Origin of the sequence: Streptomyces davaonensis JCM 4913, assembly GCF_000349325.1 — a bacterium.
GTDB lineage: Bacteria > Actinomycetota > Actinomycetes > Streptomycetales > Streptomycetaceae > Streptomyces > Streptomyces davaonensis.
In genome coordinates this window covers 3,370,761-3,387,161 of the sequence record NC_020504.1, presented here as the reverse complement: position 1 = coordinate 3,387,161, position 16,401 = coordinate 3,370,761, and the positions used below count along the sequence as shown (strand labels likewise).

General features: G+C 70.3%; 13 protein-coding genes. 7 read left to right on the top strand and 6 right to left on the bottom strand.

All coding sequences use genetic code 11. The features are described 5' to 3' along the window. The first annotated feature begins 40 nt into the window (after positions 1 to 40). The 3 genes from BN159_RS14520 (at position 41) to BN159_RS14510 (ending at position 2,917) form a co-directional block, all read left to right on the top strand. On the top strand, positions 41 to 667 hold the full coding sequence (locus BN159_RS14520; RefSeq protein WP_015657734.1) for a maleylpyruvate isomerase family mycothiol-dependent enzyme: 627 nt from the start codon (positions 41 to 43) through the stop codon (positions 665 to 667). A 98-nt stretch (positions 668 to 765) separates the two neighbouring features. Beyond that, entirely contained in the window at positions 766 to 2,214 is a 1,449-nt protein-coding gene (locus BN159_RS14515) for an AAA family ATPase (protein WP_015657733.1), read from the top strand. A gap of 58 nt (positions 2,215 to 2,272) precedes the next feature. Further along, positions 2,273 to 2,917, top strand: a complete 645-nt coding sequence (locus BN159_RS14510; protein WP_015657732.1) for a TetR/AcrR family transcriptional regulator — start codon at positions 2,273 to 2,275, stop codon at positions 2,915 to 2,917. Here the strand turns inward: BN159_RS14510 and BN159_RS14505 are convergent. Beyond that, on the bottom strand, positions 2,904 to 3,803 hold the full coding sequence (locus BN159_RS14505) for an aldo/keto reductase (RefSeq protein ID WP_015657731.1): 900 nt from the start codon (positions 3,801 to 3,803) through the stop codon (positions 2,904 to 2,906). The two genes, BN159_RS14510 and BN159_RS14505, sit on opposite strands and share 14 nt — an antisense overlap. Position 3,804: 1 nt before the next feature. Continuing rightward, positions 3,805 to 4,719 carry an NAD-dependent epimerase/dehydratase family protein gene (locus tag BN159_RS14500; RefSeq protein WP_015657730.1) on the bottom strand — a complete coding sequence of 305 codons (915 nt, stop codon included), beginning with the start codon at positions 4,717 to 4,719 and terminating at the stop codon, positions 3,805 to 3,807. 45 nt (positions 4,720 to 4,764) lie between these two features. Between BN159_RS14500 and BN159_RS14495 the strand changes: the two genes are divergently transcribed. The 4 genes from BN159_RS14495 to BN159_RS14480 all read left to right on the top strand — a co-directional run bounded on the left by BN159_RS14495 (position 4,765) and on the right by BN159_RS14480 (position 8,398). Beyond that, positions 4,765 to 5,274 carry an Lrp/AsnC family transcriptional regulator gene (locus tag BN159_RS14495; protein WP_015657729.1) on the top strand — a complete coding sequence of 170 codons (510 nt, stop codon included), beginning with the start codon at positions 4,765 to 4,767 and terminating at the stop codon, positions 5,272 to 5,274. Positions 5,275 to 5,322: 48 nt separating this feature from the next. Then, the gene (locus BN159_RS14490; RefSeq protein WP_015657728.1) at positions 5,323 to 5,694 is read left to right on the top strand and encodes a MerR family transcriptional regulator; all 372 of its coding nucleotides are present in this window, start codon (positions 5,323 to 5,325) and stop codon (positions 5,692 to 5,694) included. 5 nt (positions 5,695 to 5,699) lie between these two features. Further along, on the top strand, positions 5,700 to 6,014 hold the full coding sequence (locus tag BN159_RS14485; protein WP_041821348.1) for a thioredoxin family protein: 315 nt from the start codon (positions 5,700 to 5,702) through the stop codon (positions 6,012 to 6,014). 167 nt (positions 6,015 to 6,181) lie between these two features. Beyond that, the gene (locus tag BN159_RS14480) at positions 6,182 to 8,398 is read left to right on the top strand and encodes a HelD family protein (protein ID WP_041819295.1); all 2,217 of its coding nucleotides are present in this window, start codon (positions 6,182 to 6,184) and stop codon (positions 8,396 to 8,398) included. A gap of 163 nt (positions 8,399 to 8,561) precedes the next feature. Here the strand turns inward: BN159_RS14480 and glgB are convergent, their stop codons facing one another. The 4 genes from glgB to BN159_RS14460 form a co-directional block, all read right to left on the bottom strand. Next, positions 8,562 to 11,078, bottom strand: coding sequence for a 1,4-alpha-glucan branching enzyme (glgB, locus tag BN159_RS14475; RefSeq protein WP_015657725.1), 2,517 nt, complete (start codon positions 11,076 to 11,078; stop codon positions 8,562 to 8,564). Beyond that, complete coding sequence (locus BN159_RS14470; RefSeq protein WP_015657724.1) at positions 11,075 to 12,493, bottom strand: maltokinase N-terminal cap-like domain-containing protein; 1,419 nt, start codon at positions 12,491 to 12,493, stop codon at positions 11,075 to 11,077. The genes glgB and BN159_RS14470 overlap by 4 nt, the downstream gene beginning before the upstream one ends. 100 nt (positions 12,494 to 12,593) lie before the next feature. Then, the gene (gene treS, locus BN159_RS14465; RefSeq protein WP_015657723.1) at positions 12,594 to 14,294 is read right to left on the bottom strand and encodes a maltose alpha-D-glucosyltransferase; all 1,701 of its coding nucleotides are present in this window, start codon (positions 14,292 to 14,294) and stop codon (positions 12,594 to 12,596) included. Continuing rightward, entirely contained in the window at positions 14,291 to 16,375 is a 2,085-nt protein-coding gene (locus tag BN159_RS14460; protein ID WP_015657722.1) for an alpha-1,4-glucan--maltose-1-phosphate maltosyltransferase, read from the bottom strand. Before BN159_RS14460 ends, treS begins: the two co-directional genes overlap by 4 nt. Between the last annotated feature and the right edge of the window lie 26 nt (positions 16,376 to 16,401).

The following is a 16,401-nucleotide window of genomic DNA, read 5'->3' as shown; positions in this document are numbered from 1 at the left end:
TGACTAATTTGGTCAGTGAAGCTTACCACTTGAGCGGGTGGTGATTCCTGTGGCCGTGGTCCTGGAGACGGACGAGCGCTGGCGGATCGTCGACGAGCAACGGACGACCCTGGCGGACCTCCTCGAATCCCTGCCCCCGTCCGGCTGGGAAACCCCGACGGCGTGCGGCGACTGGCGGGTACGCGACGTGGCGGCGCATCTGACCCTGGCGTCCCGCTTCTCGTACGGCGATCTGGTGCGGGACTGGGTGCGGGCGAGGGGCAACATGGACCGCCTGATCCACGACACGGCGGTGCGCGAGGCGGCTCGGCCGACGGCGGAGATCGTGTCGAACCTCCGTGCGATCGTCGGCTCCCGTCGCCTGGCCCCCACGACCACACCCCGCGAACCCCTCCTGGACATCCTGGTCCACGGTCAGGACATCGCCCTGGCTCTCGGCCTCCACCGCGACATGCCTCCGGCGGCGGCCCGGGACGCGGCGGACCGAGTCTGCACAATGCGCTTCCCTCTGCGCCCCTGGCCCCTCCCCAAGGCCCGCCTGGTGGCAACGGACATCGACTGGACGGCCGGAGAGGGCAAGGAGATCAGAGCCCCCATCGCAAGCCTGCTACTCCTGTTGACGGGCCGAACCCCTACGGAGCCCTCTGCCGACAGGGCCGGCGCCTGAGAGTGAGCGCGCGGGGGCGAGGAAATGCTTTGACCCGGGTCTGGGTTCGGTCGCACTGTGGGACACCTCGGTGTGAATCGGACCCCGGAGGCAGCCGTATGAGCGAGCCGGAGCAGCCCCTCGACCTCGATCGAGTCAGTGAACTGTTCTACGAGTTCCTCACCGCCGTAGCCCACCCCAGCCGCACCGACGCCCACGATCCCGCCCGCAACCTGGGCAACCGCCTCCGCGCCCACCTCGGCACCACCCCCACCGACCGCCCCGTCGTCAAGGCCGCCTACGCCCCGTACGACCTCCCCAACGTCCACCTCGCCCTGGAACGCTGGTTCGCCCAACCCGGCCGCACCCACGACCTCATCGGCCTCCGCGGCTCCCAACACCACGGCGACCTCACCCTCGGCGACATCCTGGAAGCCGCCGACCGCTACGACCGTTTCACCATCGGCGCCGTCGCCTACGCCAGCCTCCCCGTCTCCGCCGACGAGGAACTCGCCTGCGTCTCCTGCGGCTTCTACCTCGGCACCGACCACGACGACCGCTTCGCCGTCCTCCTCCGCGGCCCCCAGGACGAGTACGGCCGCAACAAGGTCGAACTCGAAGTCCTCACCGCCGACACCGACTTCGCCGACCGACTCCTCGCCGACATCGACCGCCTCATCCGCGAGCACAACATCTTCCGCGGCCAGGTCCTCTCCTTCGAGGGCTCCGAATTCCGCCACGGCCTCGGCCCGTTCCGCTTCCACCCCCGCCCCGCCCTCACCCGCGACGACATCGTCCTGCCCACCGGCCTCCTGGACCGCGTCGAACGCCAGGTCGTCGGCGTCGCCCGCCGCCGCGACCGGCTCCGCGCCGCCGGCCAGCATCTGCGTCGCGGGCTCCTCCTCTACGGCCCGCCCGGCACCGGCAAGACCCACACCATCCGCTATCTCCTCTCCCACCTCCCGGAGTTCACGGTCGTCGTCCTCGCCGGCACCAGCATCTCCGCGATCGGCCCGGCCTGCGCGCTCGCCCGTATGCTCCAGCCCGCCCTGGTCGTCCTGGAGGACTGCGACCTGATCGCCGAGGCCCGCGACTACGCGAACGGCGACCAGCCCCTCCTCTTCCAGGTCCTCAACGAGATGGACGGCCTCGGCGACGATGCGGACGTCGCCTTCCTGCTCACCACCAACCGCGCCGACCTCCTGGAGCCGGCCCTCGTCCAGCGTCCCGGCCGAGTGGACCTCGCCGTGGAGATCCCCCTCCCGGACGCCGACGGCCGCGCCCGCCTCCTCGACCTCTACGGCGCCGGACTCGGCCTCGGCGAGGACATCACCGGGGAGGTCGTGGCCCGCACCGACGGCACGACCGCCTCCTTCACCAAGGAACTGGTCCGCCGTGCCGTCCTGCTCGCCGCGGAACGCGACGCCGACCGCACTCACCCGTCCGACCTGCGCGCCGCCCTCGACGAACTCCTCTCCGACCGCGACCACCTCACCCGCAGACTCCTCGGCGTCCGGGGCAAGGAGGCGGAGGAGGTGCGGGGGACCTCTACTGGTGATAGCGTCTAGCAAAACCTTGATGGTATAGCCATCAGCGGCCATCACCCCCACCGGTCAGGAGGCGGACATGCCCCCCACTTCGCCCCCGAGCACCCCCCGCGCCCGCTACCGCGCCCAGGTCCGGGACGAGATCAAGAGCCGGGCCTGGGAGCAGATCGCCGGTGCCGGGGCCTCCGCCCTCTCCCTCAATGCCATCGCCAAGCAGATGGGCATGAGCGGCCCCGCCCTCTACCGGTACTTCGCCAACCGGGACGAGCTGATCACCGAGCTGATCAGGGACGCCTACCGCAGCCTCGCCGACCGCTGCCAGGCCGCCGCCAAAGCGGGCACCGACCTTGCGGGCCTCGCCGCGACCCTGCGCGACTGGGCCCTGGAAGACCCCCAGCGGTACTTCCTGGTCTACGGCACACCCGTCCCCGGCTACCAGGCACCCCCGGACACCACCCTGATCGCCTCCGAGATCATGGCCGTACTCCTCGACGCCGCCGCGTCCGAGGAGGCTCCGGACGACCCCTTCAACGCGCATATCGCCGAGCACCGTTTCTGGGCGGGCGATCACCCGGCCCCGGCCGCCGCCCTGCATCGCGCGCTCACCTTCTGGACCCGGCTGCACGGCGTACTGTCCCTCGAACTCGCCGGGCACTTCACCGGTATGGGCTTCGACCCCGCCGAGCTGTACGCCGCCGAGACCCGGTCCCTCACCGGTTCCTGACGGCCTCGTCGAGCCGCGCCCGCTCCGGCGCGCTCAGCACCAGGTCCGCCGCCCCCGCCGAGTCCCGGATCGTCTCCGGACGACTTGCCCCGGGGATCGGGACGACAGTCGGAGACAGGCTCAACAGCCAGGCCAGACACACCTGTTGAGCGCTTACCCCCCGCTCCCGCGCCACAGCGTGGAACGCCTCCAAGGGGCCGGCCGCGCCACCCGCCAGCCGCGACGGCCCGTCCAGGGAGCTGCGTGAGATGCCGCCCAGCGGACTCCACGGCAGGAACGCGAGCCCCAGTTCCGCGCACAGCCTCAGCTCCGCCTCGCTGTCCCGGACCGCGGGCGAGTAGCGGTTCTGCACCGACACCAGCCGGTCGCCGAGGATCCCGTGGGCGGCGCGGATCTGGTCGACGTCCGTGTTGGAGATCCCGACGAGCCGGACCTTGCCTTCCTCGGCCAACTCCCTCAGCGCGCCCACCGATTCCTCAAAGGGGACCGAGGGATCGGGCTTGTGGAGCTGGTAGAGGCCGATCGACTCCACGCCCAGCCGCTTCAGGGAGGCCTCCGCCGCCGACCGCAGCCAGTCAGGGTCGCCGTTCACCGTCCAACTGCCGTCGGCGGGACGGCCTCTGCCGCCCTTCGTGGCCACCAGCACGTCGTCCGGGCGGCCGCCGTACGTGGCGAGCGCCCTCGCGACCAGCAGTTCGTTGTGGCCGGGAGCCTCGCCGGGCAGATGGTAGGAGTCGGCCGTGTCCAGCAGGGTCACCCCGGCGTCCAGCGCCGCGTGCACGGTGGCCAGGGCCCGCCGCTCGTCCGGTCGCCCCTCGATGGACAGCGGCATCGCGCCGAGCCCGATCGCGCTCACGCGTACGTCCCCAAGTGTGCGATACCGCATGTCAGTCACCCCCTCCGAGGGTCTCGGCGACCGCCTTGGGCAGCCATTGATGTACCTCGCCGAAGGTGAAGCCGAGTCGGCCGGCCCGGGTGTTGTCCATGCCGTAGGAACGGGCGAAGGAGAGCGGGGAGACCTCGCCGACCTCGACGGTGCGCAGCTCCACCCGGCCCCCGGGCAGTCGTGCCGCGACCGCCTCGCACAGGTCCTCGGTGCTCAGCAGGCCGTGGGAGGCGGCGTTGACCGGGCCGGTGAAGTCCGCGCCCGCCGCCCAGGCCAGAAAGTCGGCGATCTCCTCGACGTGGATGTAGGTGGCGGGGCGGTTCACGAGCGGGACCGCGATCGGTGCGCCCGTGCGGATCCGGTCCGCGTAGTGGGCGAGCCGTCCCGTGAAGTCGTCGTCGCCGCCCAGCACATGGGCGACGCGGACGGCCACGTACGGGAAGGCGGGGTCCGCGGCGAGGACCGCCTCCGCCTGGCGCTTGCCCTCGCCGTAGTGGGAGTCCAGGAACTCCGGGTCGTCCCACGGGAGTTCGAGGTCGACCGCGACCGTGCGCGGGTCGACGGCCGACTCCGGGACCAGGGCGGCGGGGGAGTCCTCGTACTCGTACACCTCGACCGTCGAGGTCATCACGTACCGCCGGGTGCGCCCCGCGAACACCCGTCGGGCCAGGGCCGCTTGCCGTGGCGTGTAGCAGACCTGGTCGACGACGACGTCGAAGGTGCGGGAACCGAGCGCCTCGCGCAGGGAGTTCTCGTCGTCGCGGTCGGCGACGAGATGCCGGGCGCCGGCAGGCGGTGCGGCGGAGCCGCGGTTGAGGACCGTGACCCGGTCACCGGCGGCCAGCAGGCGCCGGATCAGCCGCTTGCCGAAGTAGCGGTTGCCACCGATGACGAGTACCTCTCGTGCCTTTTCCATGTCCATAATTCTCTTTGCGCAGCACCGCGTTCTGAAGGGGGAACCATGGGAGTTCAGGCAGTCACGCCAAAAGAACCTCGGCGTCCGCGCGCCATCGCCGAGGAAACATCGGTGGCCTTCGACGCGTTGGACCGGCAGATCCTCGTCCTCCTCCAGACGGACGGCCGGATCAAGCTCAGCGAGCTGGGCCGCCGGGTGCGGCTGAGCCCGGCGGCGGTCACCGAGCGGGTGCGCCGACTGGAGGCGGCGGGCGTGATCAGCGGCTACGGCGCCCAGGTCGTCCCGTCCCGGCTCGGCTACGGCATCCAGGCGTTCATCCGGGTCAATCCGCACGGCGGCTACAACCTGAAGCACCCGCGGACCCTGGAGCTGATCGAGCGCCCCGAGATCACCGAGGTGCATCACGTCGTCGGCGAGGACTGCTGGATCCTCAAGGTCGCCGTCCATGACACGGTCCATCTGGAGGAGGTCCTCGAAGAGGTCTCCGCGCTCGGCCGCACGACCACGTCGATCGTGCTCACCTCTCCCGTGGAGCGCAAACCGCTGTTGCCCTGACCGATCGCTGTTGCCTTGACGCCGGGGTCAAGGCTTACGTTCGTACGCATGCGAATCGGCGAGCTGGCCGAGCGGGCCGGGACGACGACCCGGACGCTTCGGTACTACGAGTCCCGCGGACTGCTGCCCGCGCGGCGCACCGGCAATGGCTACCGGACCTACGACGAGAGCGATCTGAAGCTGCTGCGGCAGATCAGGACGCTCCAGGACTTCGGGTTCGACCTGGAGGAGACCCGGCCCTTCGTGGAGTGCCTGCGGGCCGGGCATCCCGAGGGCGACGCCTGTCCGGCCTCGCTCGCGGTCTACCGGCGCAAGCTGGACGAACTCGACGCGCTGATCGGCGAGCTGGTGGCCGTGCGGGCGAAGATCGGGGTGCGGCTCGCGCTCGCCGAGGATCCGAAGTGCGAACTGGGAGGGTAGCCGTGGTGAATGAAGTGACGGACGCCGACTTCGAGGCGGAGGTCAGGGGGTCCGACCTGCCGGTGCTGGTGGAGTTCACCGCGGACTGGTGCCCGCCGTGCCGGCAGATGGGGCCGGTGCTGCGGGCGCTCGCCGACGAGACGGGCGACCGGCTGAAGGTGGTGCAGCTCAACGTGGACCACAATCCGCTGACCACCAACGCCTACAAGGTGCTGTCGATGCCGACCTTCATGGTCTTCAGCGGCGGGGAGCCGGTGAAGGCGATGGTGGGCGCCCGGCCCAAGCGGCGGCTGCTGGAGGAGCTGGACGAGGTGCTCTGAACAACTTCCGGCCAGAAGAAATCCCCCGAGCAATTGCGCTCGGGGGATTTCTCTGCGTATATTCAATGATTCGCGACTTCAAAGAATTGGGCCGCGAAGAAGCTGTGTAAGCGCAGTATATCTGGGCGGGAGTGGAATTGTCAAACAGCGAATTTCCGGACGATGAAATGCGTGGCGAGCAGGAATTCATCGACGGCCTGTATGCGCGCGTGGACGCGCTGCGCGGTGACACCGAGGCCTCCGTCGCTGACGCGCTCGCCCAGGGCAACACGCCCATGCAGGCCCGACTTGAGCGGGACATCCTCGTCGCCGAACGCTCCGGGCTGCTCGCCGCGCTGAACGCGGTCGACGGCTCGCTCTGCTTCGGCCGGATCGACCTCGCCTCCGGCGTCACGCACCGCATCGGCCGGGTCGGACTGCGCACCGAGGACGCGGCCCGCACTCCGATCCTGATCGACTGGCGGGCCGATGTCGCCCGCCCCTTCTACCTGGCCACCGGCCACACTCCGATGGGCCTGCGCAGGCGCCGCCACATCAGCACCAGCGGCCGTACGGTCACGGCGCTGCACGACGAGTTCCTCGATCTCGGGGACCGGCAGCGCACGGGCCACGAGGACCCGAGCGGTGACGCCGTGCTGCTCGCCGCCCTCAACTCCGCCCGCACCGGCCGGATGGGCGACATCGTGCAGACCATCCAGGCCGAGCAGGACGAGATCATCCGCGCCCCGCACCGCGGCGTCCTGGTCGTCGAGGGCGGCCCCGGCACCGGCAAGACGGCCGTCGCTCTGCACCGGGCCGCCTATCTCCTCTACGAACACCGGGAACTGCTCGCCAAGCGGGCCGTCCTGATCGTCGGCCCCAACCCCGCCTTCCTCGGCTACATCGGCGAGGTGCTGCCCTCGCTCGGCGAGACCGGCGTGCTGCTGGCGACGGTCGGTGAACTGTTCCCCGGGGTGCGGGCGACCGCGACGGACACCCCGGAGGCGGCCGCGGTGAAGGGCCGCGCCGACATGGCGGAGGTGCTCGCCGCCGTCGTACGCGACCGGCAGACGCTGCCCGATCCGGTGATCGCGATCGAGCACGACCGCGAGATCCTGATGCTCGACGACGGACTGGTGAGCGTCGCCCGCGAGCGCACTCGCGAGGCGAAGCTGCCGCACAACGCGGCCCGCGAGTACTTCGAGGGACACATCCTCAACACCCTCACCGACATGGTCGCCGAACGCATCGGCACCGACCCCTACGACGGTACGAATCTGCTGGACCCGAGCGACATCACGCAGATCCGCGACGAGCTGGCCGAGAACCCCGAAGTCTGGTCCGCGATCGACCAGTTGTGGCCCGTGCTGTCCCCGCGCCACCTGGTCGCCGACTTCCTCGCCGAGCCTGAGGGGTACCTCTCCGATGCCGACGCGGCCGCCATCCGGCGCCCGGTGACCCGGGCGTGGACGGTGGCGGACGTACCGCTGCTCGACGAGGCGGCCGAGCTGCTCGGCGACGACGACCGGGCGGCGCGGCTGCGGGCCGAGCGCGAGCGGGAGACGCAAGTCGCGTATGCGCAGGGCGTGCTGGACGTGTCGTACGCCTCCCGCACCTATGAGTTCGACGACAAGGAGGACGAGGACTCCGAGGTGTTGTCGGCGCACGACATCATCGACGCCGAGCGGTTCGCCGAGCGGCAGGAGGAGGACGACCACCGCAGCGCCGCCGAGCGCGCGGCGGCCGACCGCACCTGGGCGTTCGGGCACATCATCGTCGACGAGGCGCAGGAACTGTCCCCGATGGCCTGGCGTCTGCTGATGCGGCGCAGCCCGACCCGCTCGATGACCCTGGTCGGCGACCCGGCCCAGACGGCGGAGGCGGCGGGCGTCGGCTCCTGGGCGGACATCCTCCGGCCGTACGTGGAGGACCGCTGGGAGCACACCCGGCTCGGCGTCAACTACCGCACCCCGGCCGAGATCATGGAGCTGGCGGCTGGGGTGGTCCGCGCCGAGAACCCGGACTTCGAGCCGCCGAGTTCGGTGCGCTCGACCGGTGTACGGCCCTGGATCCGCGCCACGGACGACCTGCCCGGCGCGGTGGCCAAGGCGGTCGCCGAACTGACCCCGGCGGAGGGACGCCTTGCGGTCATCGCCCCGCGCGATCTGCATCGGCGGCTCGCCGCGAACCTGGACGGCGTGACGGCGGGCGCGGAACCGGACCTGACCCGGTCGGTCGTCCTCCTGGACCCGCGCCAGGCGAAGGGCCTGGAGTTCGACTCGGTACTGGTGGTGGAACCCGCCCACTACGGCACCAGCGACCTCTACGTTGCCCTGACCCGAGCCACGCAGAGGCTGGGAGTCCTGCACACGGCCCCGCTACCAGAGGGGCTGGACCCCGCCTGATCTTCCTCGCCCCCGCCGCCCCTACCCGCCCCATCCCAGGGGGCTCTGCCCCCTGGACCCCGCTCCTCAATCGCCGGAGGGGCTGGTTTTAGCCCGTCCGGCGTTTGAGGACGAGGCCCCTTCAGGGCCGAAGCGGGGGTCTGGGGGCGGCGGGGGCGAAAAGCTAGGCGGGGCGGAGCCACACCGTCGCCAAGGGGGGCAGGGTCAGGCGGATGCTCGTCGCCTGGCCGTGCCGGCCCTGGGGTTCCGGCTTCAGGGGGTCGGGGTTGGTGACGTCGCCGCCGCCGTAGCGTGCCGCGTCGGTGTTGAGCGCTTCGTGCCAGGCCGGGACCTCGTCCGGGACGCCGAGGCGGTAGTCGTGCCGTACCACCGGCGAGAAGTTGGAGACGGCCAGCAGGGGAGTGCCGTCGGCGGCGTACCTGAGGAACGCGAAGACGTTGTCCTCCACCGCGTCCCCGGCCACCCACCGGAAACCGGCCGGGTCGGTGTCCCGCTGCCACAGCGCCGGGGTGTCCAGATAGAGCGCGTTCAGGTCCCGGACCAGATCGCGCACGCCTCGGTGGTCCGGCTCCGCGCCGTACGCCGGATCCAGCAGCCACCAGTCCGGACCGTGCGCCTCCGACCACTCGGCGCCCTGCGCGAACTCCTGTCCCATGAAGAGGAGTTGCTTGCCGGGGTGGGCCCACATGAAGCCCAGATACGCCCGATGGTTCGCGCGCTGCTGCCACCAGTCGCCCGGCATCTTCGACACCAACGACCGCTTGCCGTGGACGACTTCGTCGTGCGAGATCGGCAGCACGTAGTTCTCGCTGTACGCGTACACCATCGAGAACGTCATCTCGTGGTGGTGGTACTTGCGGTGGATCGACTCGTGCGACAGGTAGCCCAGCGAGTCGTGCATCCAGCCCATGTTCCACTTCAGGCCGAAGCCGAGCCCGCCGCTGTCGGTGGGCCGGGTCACCCCGTCCCAGGCGGTGGACTCCTCCGCGATCGTCACCACACCCGGCGCCCGCCGGTACACCGTGGCGTTCATCTCCTGGAGGAACGCCACCGCGTCCAGGTTCTCCCGCCCGCCGAACACATTCGGCACCCACTGCCCCGGCTCACGGGAGTAGTCGAGGTAGAGCATCGAGGCGACCGCGTCCACCCGCAGCCCGTCGATGTGGAACTCCTCGCACCAGTAAAGGGCGTTCGCCACCAGGAAGTTGCGCACCTCGCGGCGCCCGAAGTCGAACTCCAGCGTGCCCCAGTCGGGATGCGCCGAGCGCAACGGGTCCTCGTGCTCGTAGAGCGGACGCCCGTCGAACTCCGCCAATGCCCAGTCGTCGCGCGGGAAATGCGCCGGGACCCAGTCCATTAGCACGCCGATGCCCGCCCGGTGCAGGGCGTCGACCAGGAACTTGAAGTCGTCGGGCGTACCGAGGCGGGCCGTCGGCGCGTAGAAGCCGGTGACCTGATAGCCCCAGGAACCGCCGAAGGGATGCTCGGCGACCGGCATCAGCTCCACGTGGGTGAAGCCCAGGTCCTTGACGTACGCCGGGAGCTGTTCGGCGAGCTGGCGGTACGTCAAACCCGGGCGCCAGGACGCCAGATGGACCTCGTACACCGAGAAGGGCGCCTCGTGCACCGGCACCCGACCGCGCCGCTCCAGCCACTCCTCGTCGTGCCACTCGTGGTGCGAGGCGTGCACGATCGACGAGGTGTTCGGCGGGGCCTCGGTGCGGCGGGCCATCGGGTCGGCGCGCAGGGTGTGCGAACCGTCGGGCCGGGTGATCTCGAACTTGTACAGCTCACCCTCCCCTATGGCCGGAACGAACAGCTCCCACACCCCGGACGAGCCCAGCGAGCGCATCGGGAACCCGCTGCCGTCCCAGAAGTTGAAGGTGCCGGCCAGCCGCACCCCGCGGGCGTTCGGCGCCCACACCGTGAACCGGGTGCCGGTCACCCCCTGATGGGTCATGGGCTCGGCGCCCAGCGCCTTCCACAGCTGCTCGTGGCGACCCTCGCCGATCAGATGCAGATCGAGTTCGCCGAGCGCGGGCAGGAAGCGGTACGGGTCCTCGGTCTCCAGCTCCGCACCGTCGTACGTCACGAGAATCCGGTACTCCGGCACCTCCGACAGCGGCAGCAGTCCCGAGAAGAACCCCCCGCCGTCGTCGTGCAGCCCGGCCCGCAGCTCCCCGGCGAGCACGGTCACGGAACGGGCGTACGGCCTGAAGGCCCGGAAGGCGATTCCCCCGGGCACGGGATGCGCGCCGAGCACGGCATGCGGTGCGTGATGGGTACCGGCGATCAGCCGGGCACGGTCGTCCGCGTCCACGGCGGGGGAGACGGCGACCTCGACGGGCAGTGCCTTCACGGCCCGCTCGGCGGGGCTCTTCTTGGCGGGAGCCTTCTTGGCCACCGCCTTCTTGGACACCGCCTTCTTCGCGGTGGCCTTCTTCGCGGTGGCTTTCTTCGCGGCGGCCTTCTTGGCCGGGGCCTTCGCGGCGGTGGCCGACTTGGCCGTGGCCTTCTTCTTGGGCGCGGCCTTCTTCGCGGCGGCCTTCTTGGCGACCGCCTTCTTGGTCACGGCCGCGGTCTTCTTCGCCGCCGCCTTCTTCACGACGCTCTTCTCCTCGGCCGTCCGCTCGGCCGACTGTTGTGGATCCGGACCGGGGGACGGGGGGCGGGGGGTCACGGGTGGGGCCTCCTCGACGAGGGTGAGGTGAGCGGGGAAGGGGGAGGTGCGCCGTCGTCCAGGGCGAGACGGCGTACGGCCGACAGCGGGACCGAGAGCCAGTCGGGGCGGTGGCGGGCCTCGTAGACGACCTCGTAGATCGCCTTGTCCGTCTCGCACGCCCGCAGCAGCACGGGGTCGGTACGGGGATCGACGCCGGAGACCTCGGCGTATCCGGAGCAGTACGCGGCCCGGCAGGACTCGGCCCAGCCCGGTGCCGGCGGGTCGGCCGAGTGGGCCGCGTAGTCGAAGGAGCGCAGCATCCCGGCGATGTCCCGCAGCGGGGGCTGCGGCAGCCGCCGTTCCGTGAGCGATTTGGCCGGTTCGCCCTCGAAGTCGATCAGCCACCACTGACCGGCGGGCGAGCGCAGACACTGGCCCAGGTGCAGATCGCCGTGCACCCGCTGGGCGGTCCAGGTGCGGCCCTCGGCCGCCAGCGCGGCCAGCGCCTCGAACGCGGACCGCAGCCCGGGGGCGTACGGCCGCAGCGCGGGCACCGCCTGTGTGGCCGCCTCCAGCCGGTCCACCATGCCCGCGGTCATCAGCTCCAGCTGGGTGTGGCCGAGGGTGACCGTGGGCAGCGTGCGGGCCAGTGCGGTGTGCACCTCGGCGGTGGCCCGCCCGAGCGCCCGGGCCTCCGTGGCGAAGTCCTCGCCCTTGGCCAGCTCGCGCAGCGCCAGCTCCCAGCCGTCCGAGGCGCCCTGCACAAAGGGCTGGAGCACCCCGAGCACATACGGCTCCCCGGCCAGCTCCGCCCGTATCCACGCGGTCGGCGGCGGTACCCGGGGGCAGCCCTCGCGGGCCAGCGCGAGCGGCAGCTCCAGGTCGGGGTTGACGCCGGGCACGACCCGGCGCATCAGCTTCAGGATGAAGGTGTCGCCGTAGACGATCGAGGAGTTGGACTGCTCGGCGGTCACCATCCGCGGCACCAGACCCGGGCGGATCTCCTGGTCGGGCTCCCGTTCGAAGAGGAGCCCGCCGATGCGGGCCCGGCTGCGCAGCGCCTCCAGGAGCACCTCGGCGGGCCGGGGGTCGTACAGGGCCTCGTACACCGTGCGTCCGGCGAGCGGGCCCTCTTCCACATGGCCGATCAGCGCGGGCGCCAGCCGGGGCGGCAGCGCCTCGCGCACACCTATGAGGAGCTGGTAGCAGTCGCCGGGCACGGGGGACTGCTGAGCGCGTACCAACAGGTGGTACAGGCCGAGCCTGCTGTCGGCCGGCATCAGTTCGATCGCGCTGACCAGAGAGAACCCGGTGACCGGGCGGCCCTTCCCGGCGAACCACCGCTGCCGTGGCAGCCACTCCCGCAGCAGCGGATCAAGGGACGCCAGAAGTCCCGGAGTCGAGGTGAGGGTACGGCTGACGGAGTCCGACATGACGTCGTGTCCTTTCCCCGGGAGTGGTCGGGGTGTGAGTGATGCGTGCCCCCGGCGGGCCGGAGAAAACCGCCCCGCCGGGCCTCTGAGCCGTGTCGGCCTAGCCGTTGTCCTTGCGGAGCCGGAACCAGTAGAAGCCGTGTCCCGCGAGCGTCAGCAAGTACGGCAGCTCGCCGATGGCCGGGAATCGCACCCCGCCGAACAGCTCCACCGGGTTGCGTCCGTCGAACCGCCGCAGATCCAGCTCGGTCGGCTGCGCGAAGCGGGAGAAGTTGTGCACGCACAGGACGATGTCGTCCTCGTACTCCCGCAGGAACGCCAGCACGGCCGGGTTGGAGGACTGGAGTTCGGTGTACGAGCCGAGTCCGAAGGCCGGGTTCTGCTTACGGATCTCGATCATGCGCCGGGTCCAGTGCAGCAGCGACGACGGCGACGCCATGGAGGCTTCGACGTTCGTCACCTGGTAGCCGTAGACCGGGTCCATGATCGTGGGCAGATACAGGCGCCCCGGATCGCTGGAGGAGAAGCCCGCGTTGCGGTCCGGGGTCCACTGCATCGGGGTGCGGACGGCGTCCCGGTCGCCGAGCCAGATGTTGTCGCCCATGCCGATCTCGTCGCCGTAGTAGAGGATCGGCGAGCCCGGGAGGGAGAGCAGCAGCGCGGTGAACAGCTCGATCTGGTTGCGGTCGTTGTCGAGCAGGGGCGCCAGGCGGCGGCGGATGCCGATGTTGGCGCGCATGCGGGGGTCCTTGGCGTACTCCGCCCACATGTAGTCGCGTTCCTCGTCGGTGACCATCTCCAGAGTCAGCTCGTCGTGGTTGCGCAGGAAGATGCCCCACTGGCAGCCGGACGGGATGGCCGGGGTCTTGGCGAGGATTTCGGAGACCGGGTAGCGCGATTCGCGGCGGACCGCCATGAAGATGCGGGGCATGACCGGGAAGTGGAAGGCCATGTGGCACTCGTCGCCACCGCTGCTGAAGTCGCCGAAGTAGTCGACGACGTCCTCCGGCCACTGGTTGGCCTCCGCCAGCAGCACCGTGTCCGGATAGTGGGCGTCGATCTCCTTGCGCACCCGCTTCAGGAACTCATGGCTCGCCGGAAGGTTTTCGCAGTTGGTGCCCTCCTCGGCATAGAGGTAGGGCACCGCGTCCAGCCGGAATCCGTCGATGCCCAGGTCCAGCCAGAACCGCAGCGCGGAGATCATCTCCTCCTGCACGGCCGGGTTCTCGTAGTTGAGATCCGGCTGGTGGGAGAAGAACCGGTGGAAGAAGTACTGCTTGCGGACCGGGTCGAAGGTCCAGTTGGAGGCCTCGGTGTCGACGAAGATGATCCGCGCGTCCGCGTACTGCTTGTCGTCGTCGGCCCACATGTAATAGTCGCCGTAGGGACCTTCGGGGTCTCTTCTCGACTCCTGGAACCACGGGTGCTGGTCGCTGGTGTGGTTCATGACGAAGTCGATGATGACCCGCATGCCGCGCTGGTGGGCGGCGTCGACGAACTCCACGAAGTCGGCGAGGTCGCCGAACTCGGGCAGGACGGCGGTGTAGTCGGAGACGTCGTAGCCGCCGTCCCGCAGCGGGGACTTGAAGAACGGGGGCAGCCACAGGCAGTCCACGCCGAGCCACTGGAGATAGTCCAGCTTGGCGGTCAGGCCCTTGAGGTCACCGACGCCGTCGCCGTTGCTGTCCTGGAAGGAACGGACGAGGACTTCGTAGAAGACGGCGCGTTTGAACCAGTCGGGGTCCCGGTCGCCCGCTGGGGTGTCCTCGAAGGTGTCCGGGACGGGCTCGTTGACGATCATTTTGTGGGTGACCCTCCGATCTGCGGGGTGGACGGTCGCAGAACCGAGAAGACGTGCGCGGGTCGCTGACCCGGATCGAGGCGCACATAGTTGGTCCTGCCCCAGTGATAGGTCTCGCCGGAGAGCTCGTCGCGCACCGGCACCGACTCGTGCCAGTCGAGGCCGAGTTGCGGCATGTCCAACGAGACCGTGGCCTCCTGGGTGTGGTGGGGGTCGAGGTTGACGACCACCAGAACCGTGTTCGACCCCGACCGCTTCGAGTAGACGATCACCTGATCTTTGTCGGCGTGATGGAAGTGGAGACTACGCAGCTGCCGTAGGGCGGGACTCGCGCGCCGGACGGCGTTCAGCTTGGTGATGAGTGGAGCGATGGTGTCCGCCGTGTCCCAGTCACGTGGACGCAACTGGTACTTCTCCGAGTCCAGGTACTCTTCGCTGCCCTCGCGCAGGGCGCGGTTCTCGCACAGCTCGTAGCCACTGTAGATGCCCCAGGTGGGGGAGAGGGTGGCCGCGAGGACGGCGCGCAGGGCGAACGCGGGGCGGCCGCCGTGCTGGAGGAAGGCGTGCAGGATGTCGGGGGTGTTGGCGAAGAAGTTCGGCCGCATGTAGGCCGCCGACTCCCCCGACAGCTCCGACAGGTACTCGGTCAGCTCCTGCTTGGTGTTGCGCCAGGTGAAGTACGTGTACGACTGCTGGAAGCCGACCTGCGCCAGGGTGCGCATCATCGCCGGGCGGGTGAACGCCTCCGCCAGGAAGATCACATCCGGGTCGATGCGGTTGATCTCCCCGATCACCCGCTCCCAGAACAGCACCGGCTTGGTGTGCGGATTGTCCACCCGGAAGATCCGCACCCCGCAGCCCATCCAGTGCCGCAGCACCCGCAGCGTCTCCGCGACGAGCCCGTCCAGGTCCGCGTCGAAGGCGATGGGATAGATGTCCTGGTACTTCTTCGGCGGGTTCTCCGCATAGGCGATCGTGCCGTCGGGGCGGTGATGGAACCACTCCGGGTGCTTGTGCACCCACGGATGGTCCGGCGAGCACTGGAGCGCGAAGTCCAGCGCCACCTCCAGCCCCTCCTCGCGGGCCTTGCCGACGAACCAGGTGAAGTCCTCCAGCGTGCCCAGCGCCGGGTGCACGGCGTCGTGCCCGCCCTCCGGGGAGCCGATCGCCCACGGCACCCCCACATCCTCCGGCGCGGGGTCGAGGGTGTTGTTGCGGCCCTTGCGGAACGTCGTGCCGATCGGATGGATCGGCGGCAGATACACCACGTCGAAGCCCATCCGGGCGATCGCCGGCAGCCGGCGCGCCGCCGTGCGGAACGTGCCGTGCGGCACCTCGACCGTGCCCTCCGAGCGCGGGAAGAACTCGTACCACGACCCGAACAACGCCCGCTCCCGCTCCACCAGCAACGGCAGCGGATCCGAGACGGTCACCAACTCCCGCAACGGATACCGCGACAGGACCTTGTCCACCTCGGGGGACAGTGCCGCCGTGAGACGCGCTGTCGGGGCGTGGGACTCGTCCCGGAGGTTGGCGGCCGCGGCGAGCAGGACGCGCCGCTGCTTGGCGGGGACCTCGGTGGCCGCCCGCTCGTACAGCCGGGCGCCCTCCTCCAGGACCAGCTCCGTGTCCATCCCCGCCGGGATCTTGATCCGGGCGTGGTGGCGCCAGGTGGTGACCGGATCGCCCCACGCCTCCACGGTGTACGTCCACAGGCCCGGGGCGTCCGGGGTGACGTCGGCGCCCCAGCGATCGGTGCCCGGCTCCAGTTCGCGCATCGGGGTCCACGGGCCCGCACGGCCCTCGGGGTCCCGCAGTACGACATTGGCGGCCACGGCGTCGTGCCCCTCGCGGAACACCGTCGCCGAGACCTGGAACGTCTCGCCCACGACCGCCTTGGCGGGCCGACGGCCGCGCTGGACGAACGGACGGACGTCGAGGACTGGTATGCGCCCGACACCGGGGACTCGATCCGTGGGGGGTGCCTCCACGACGCTCGGTCCGGCGGTGGCCGGGCGGTGTACGGGGGGTGCTTCGGACTTGCGTGTCGGGGGTGCCGACGAGTGGTGCGTGGCGGGCATGACCGCTCCTGTCCGCGTCAACGTGG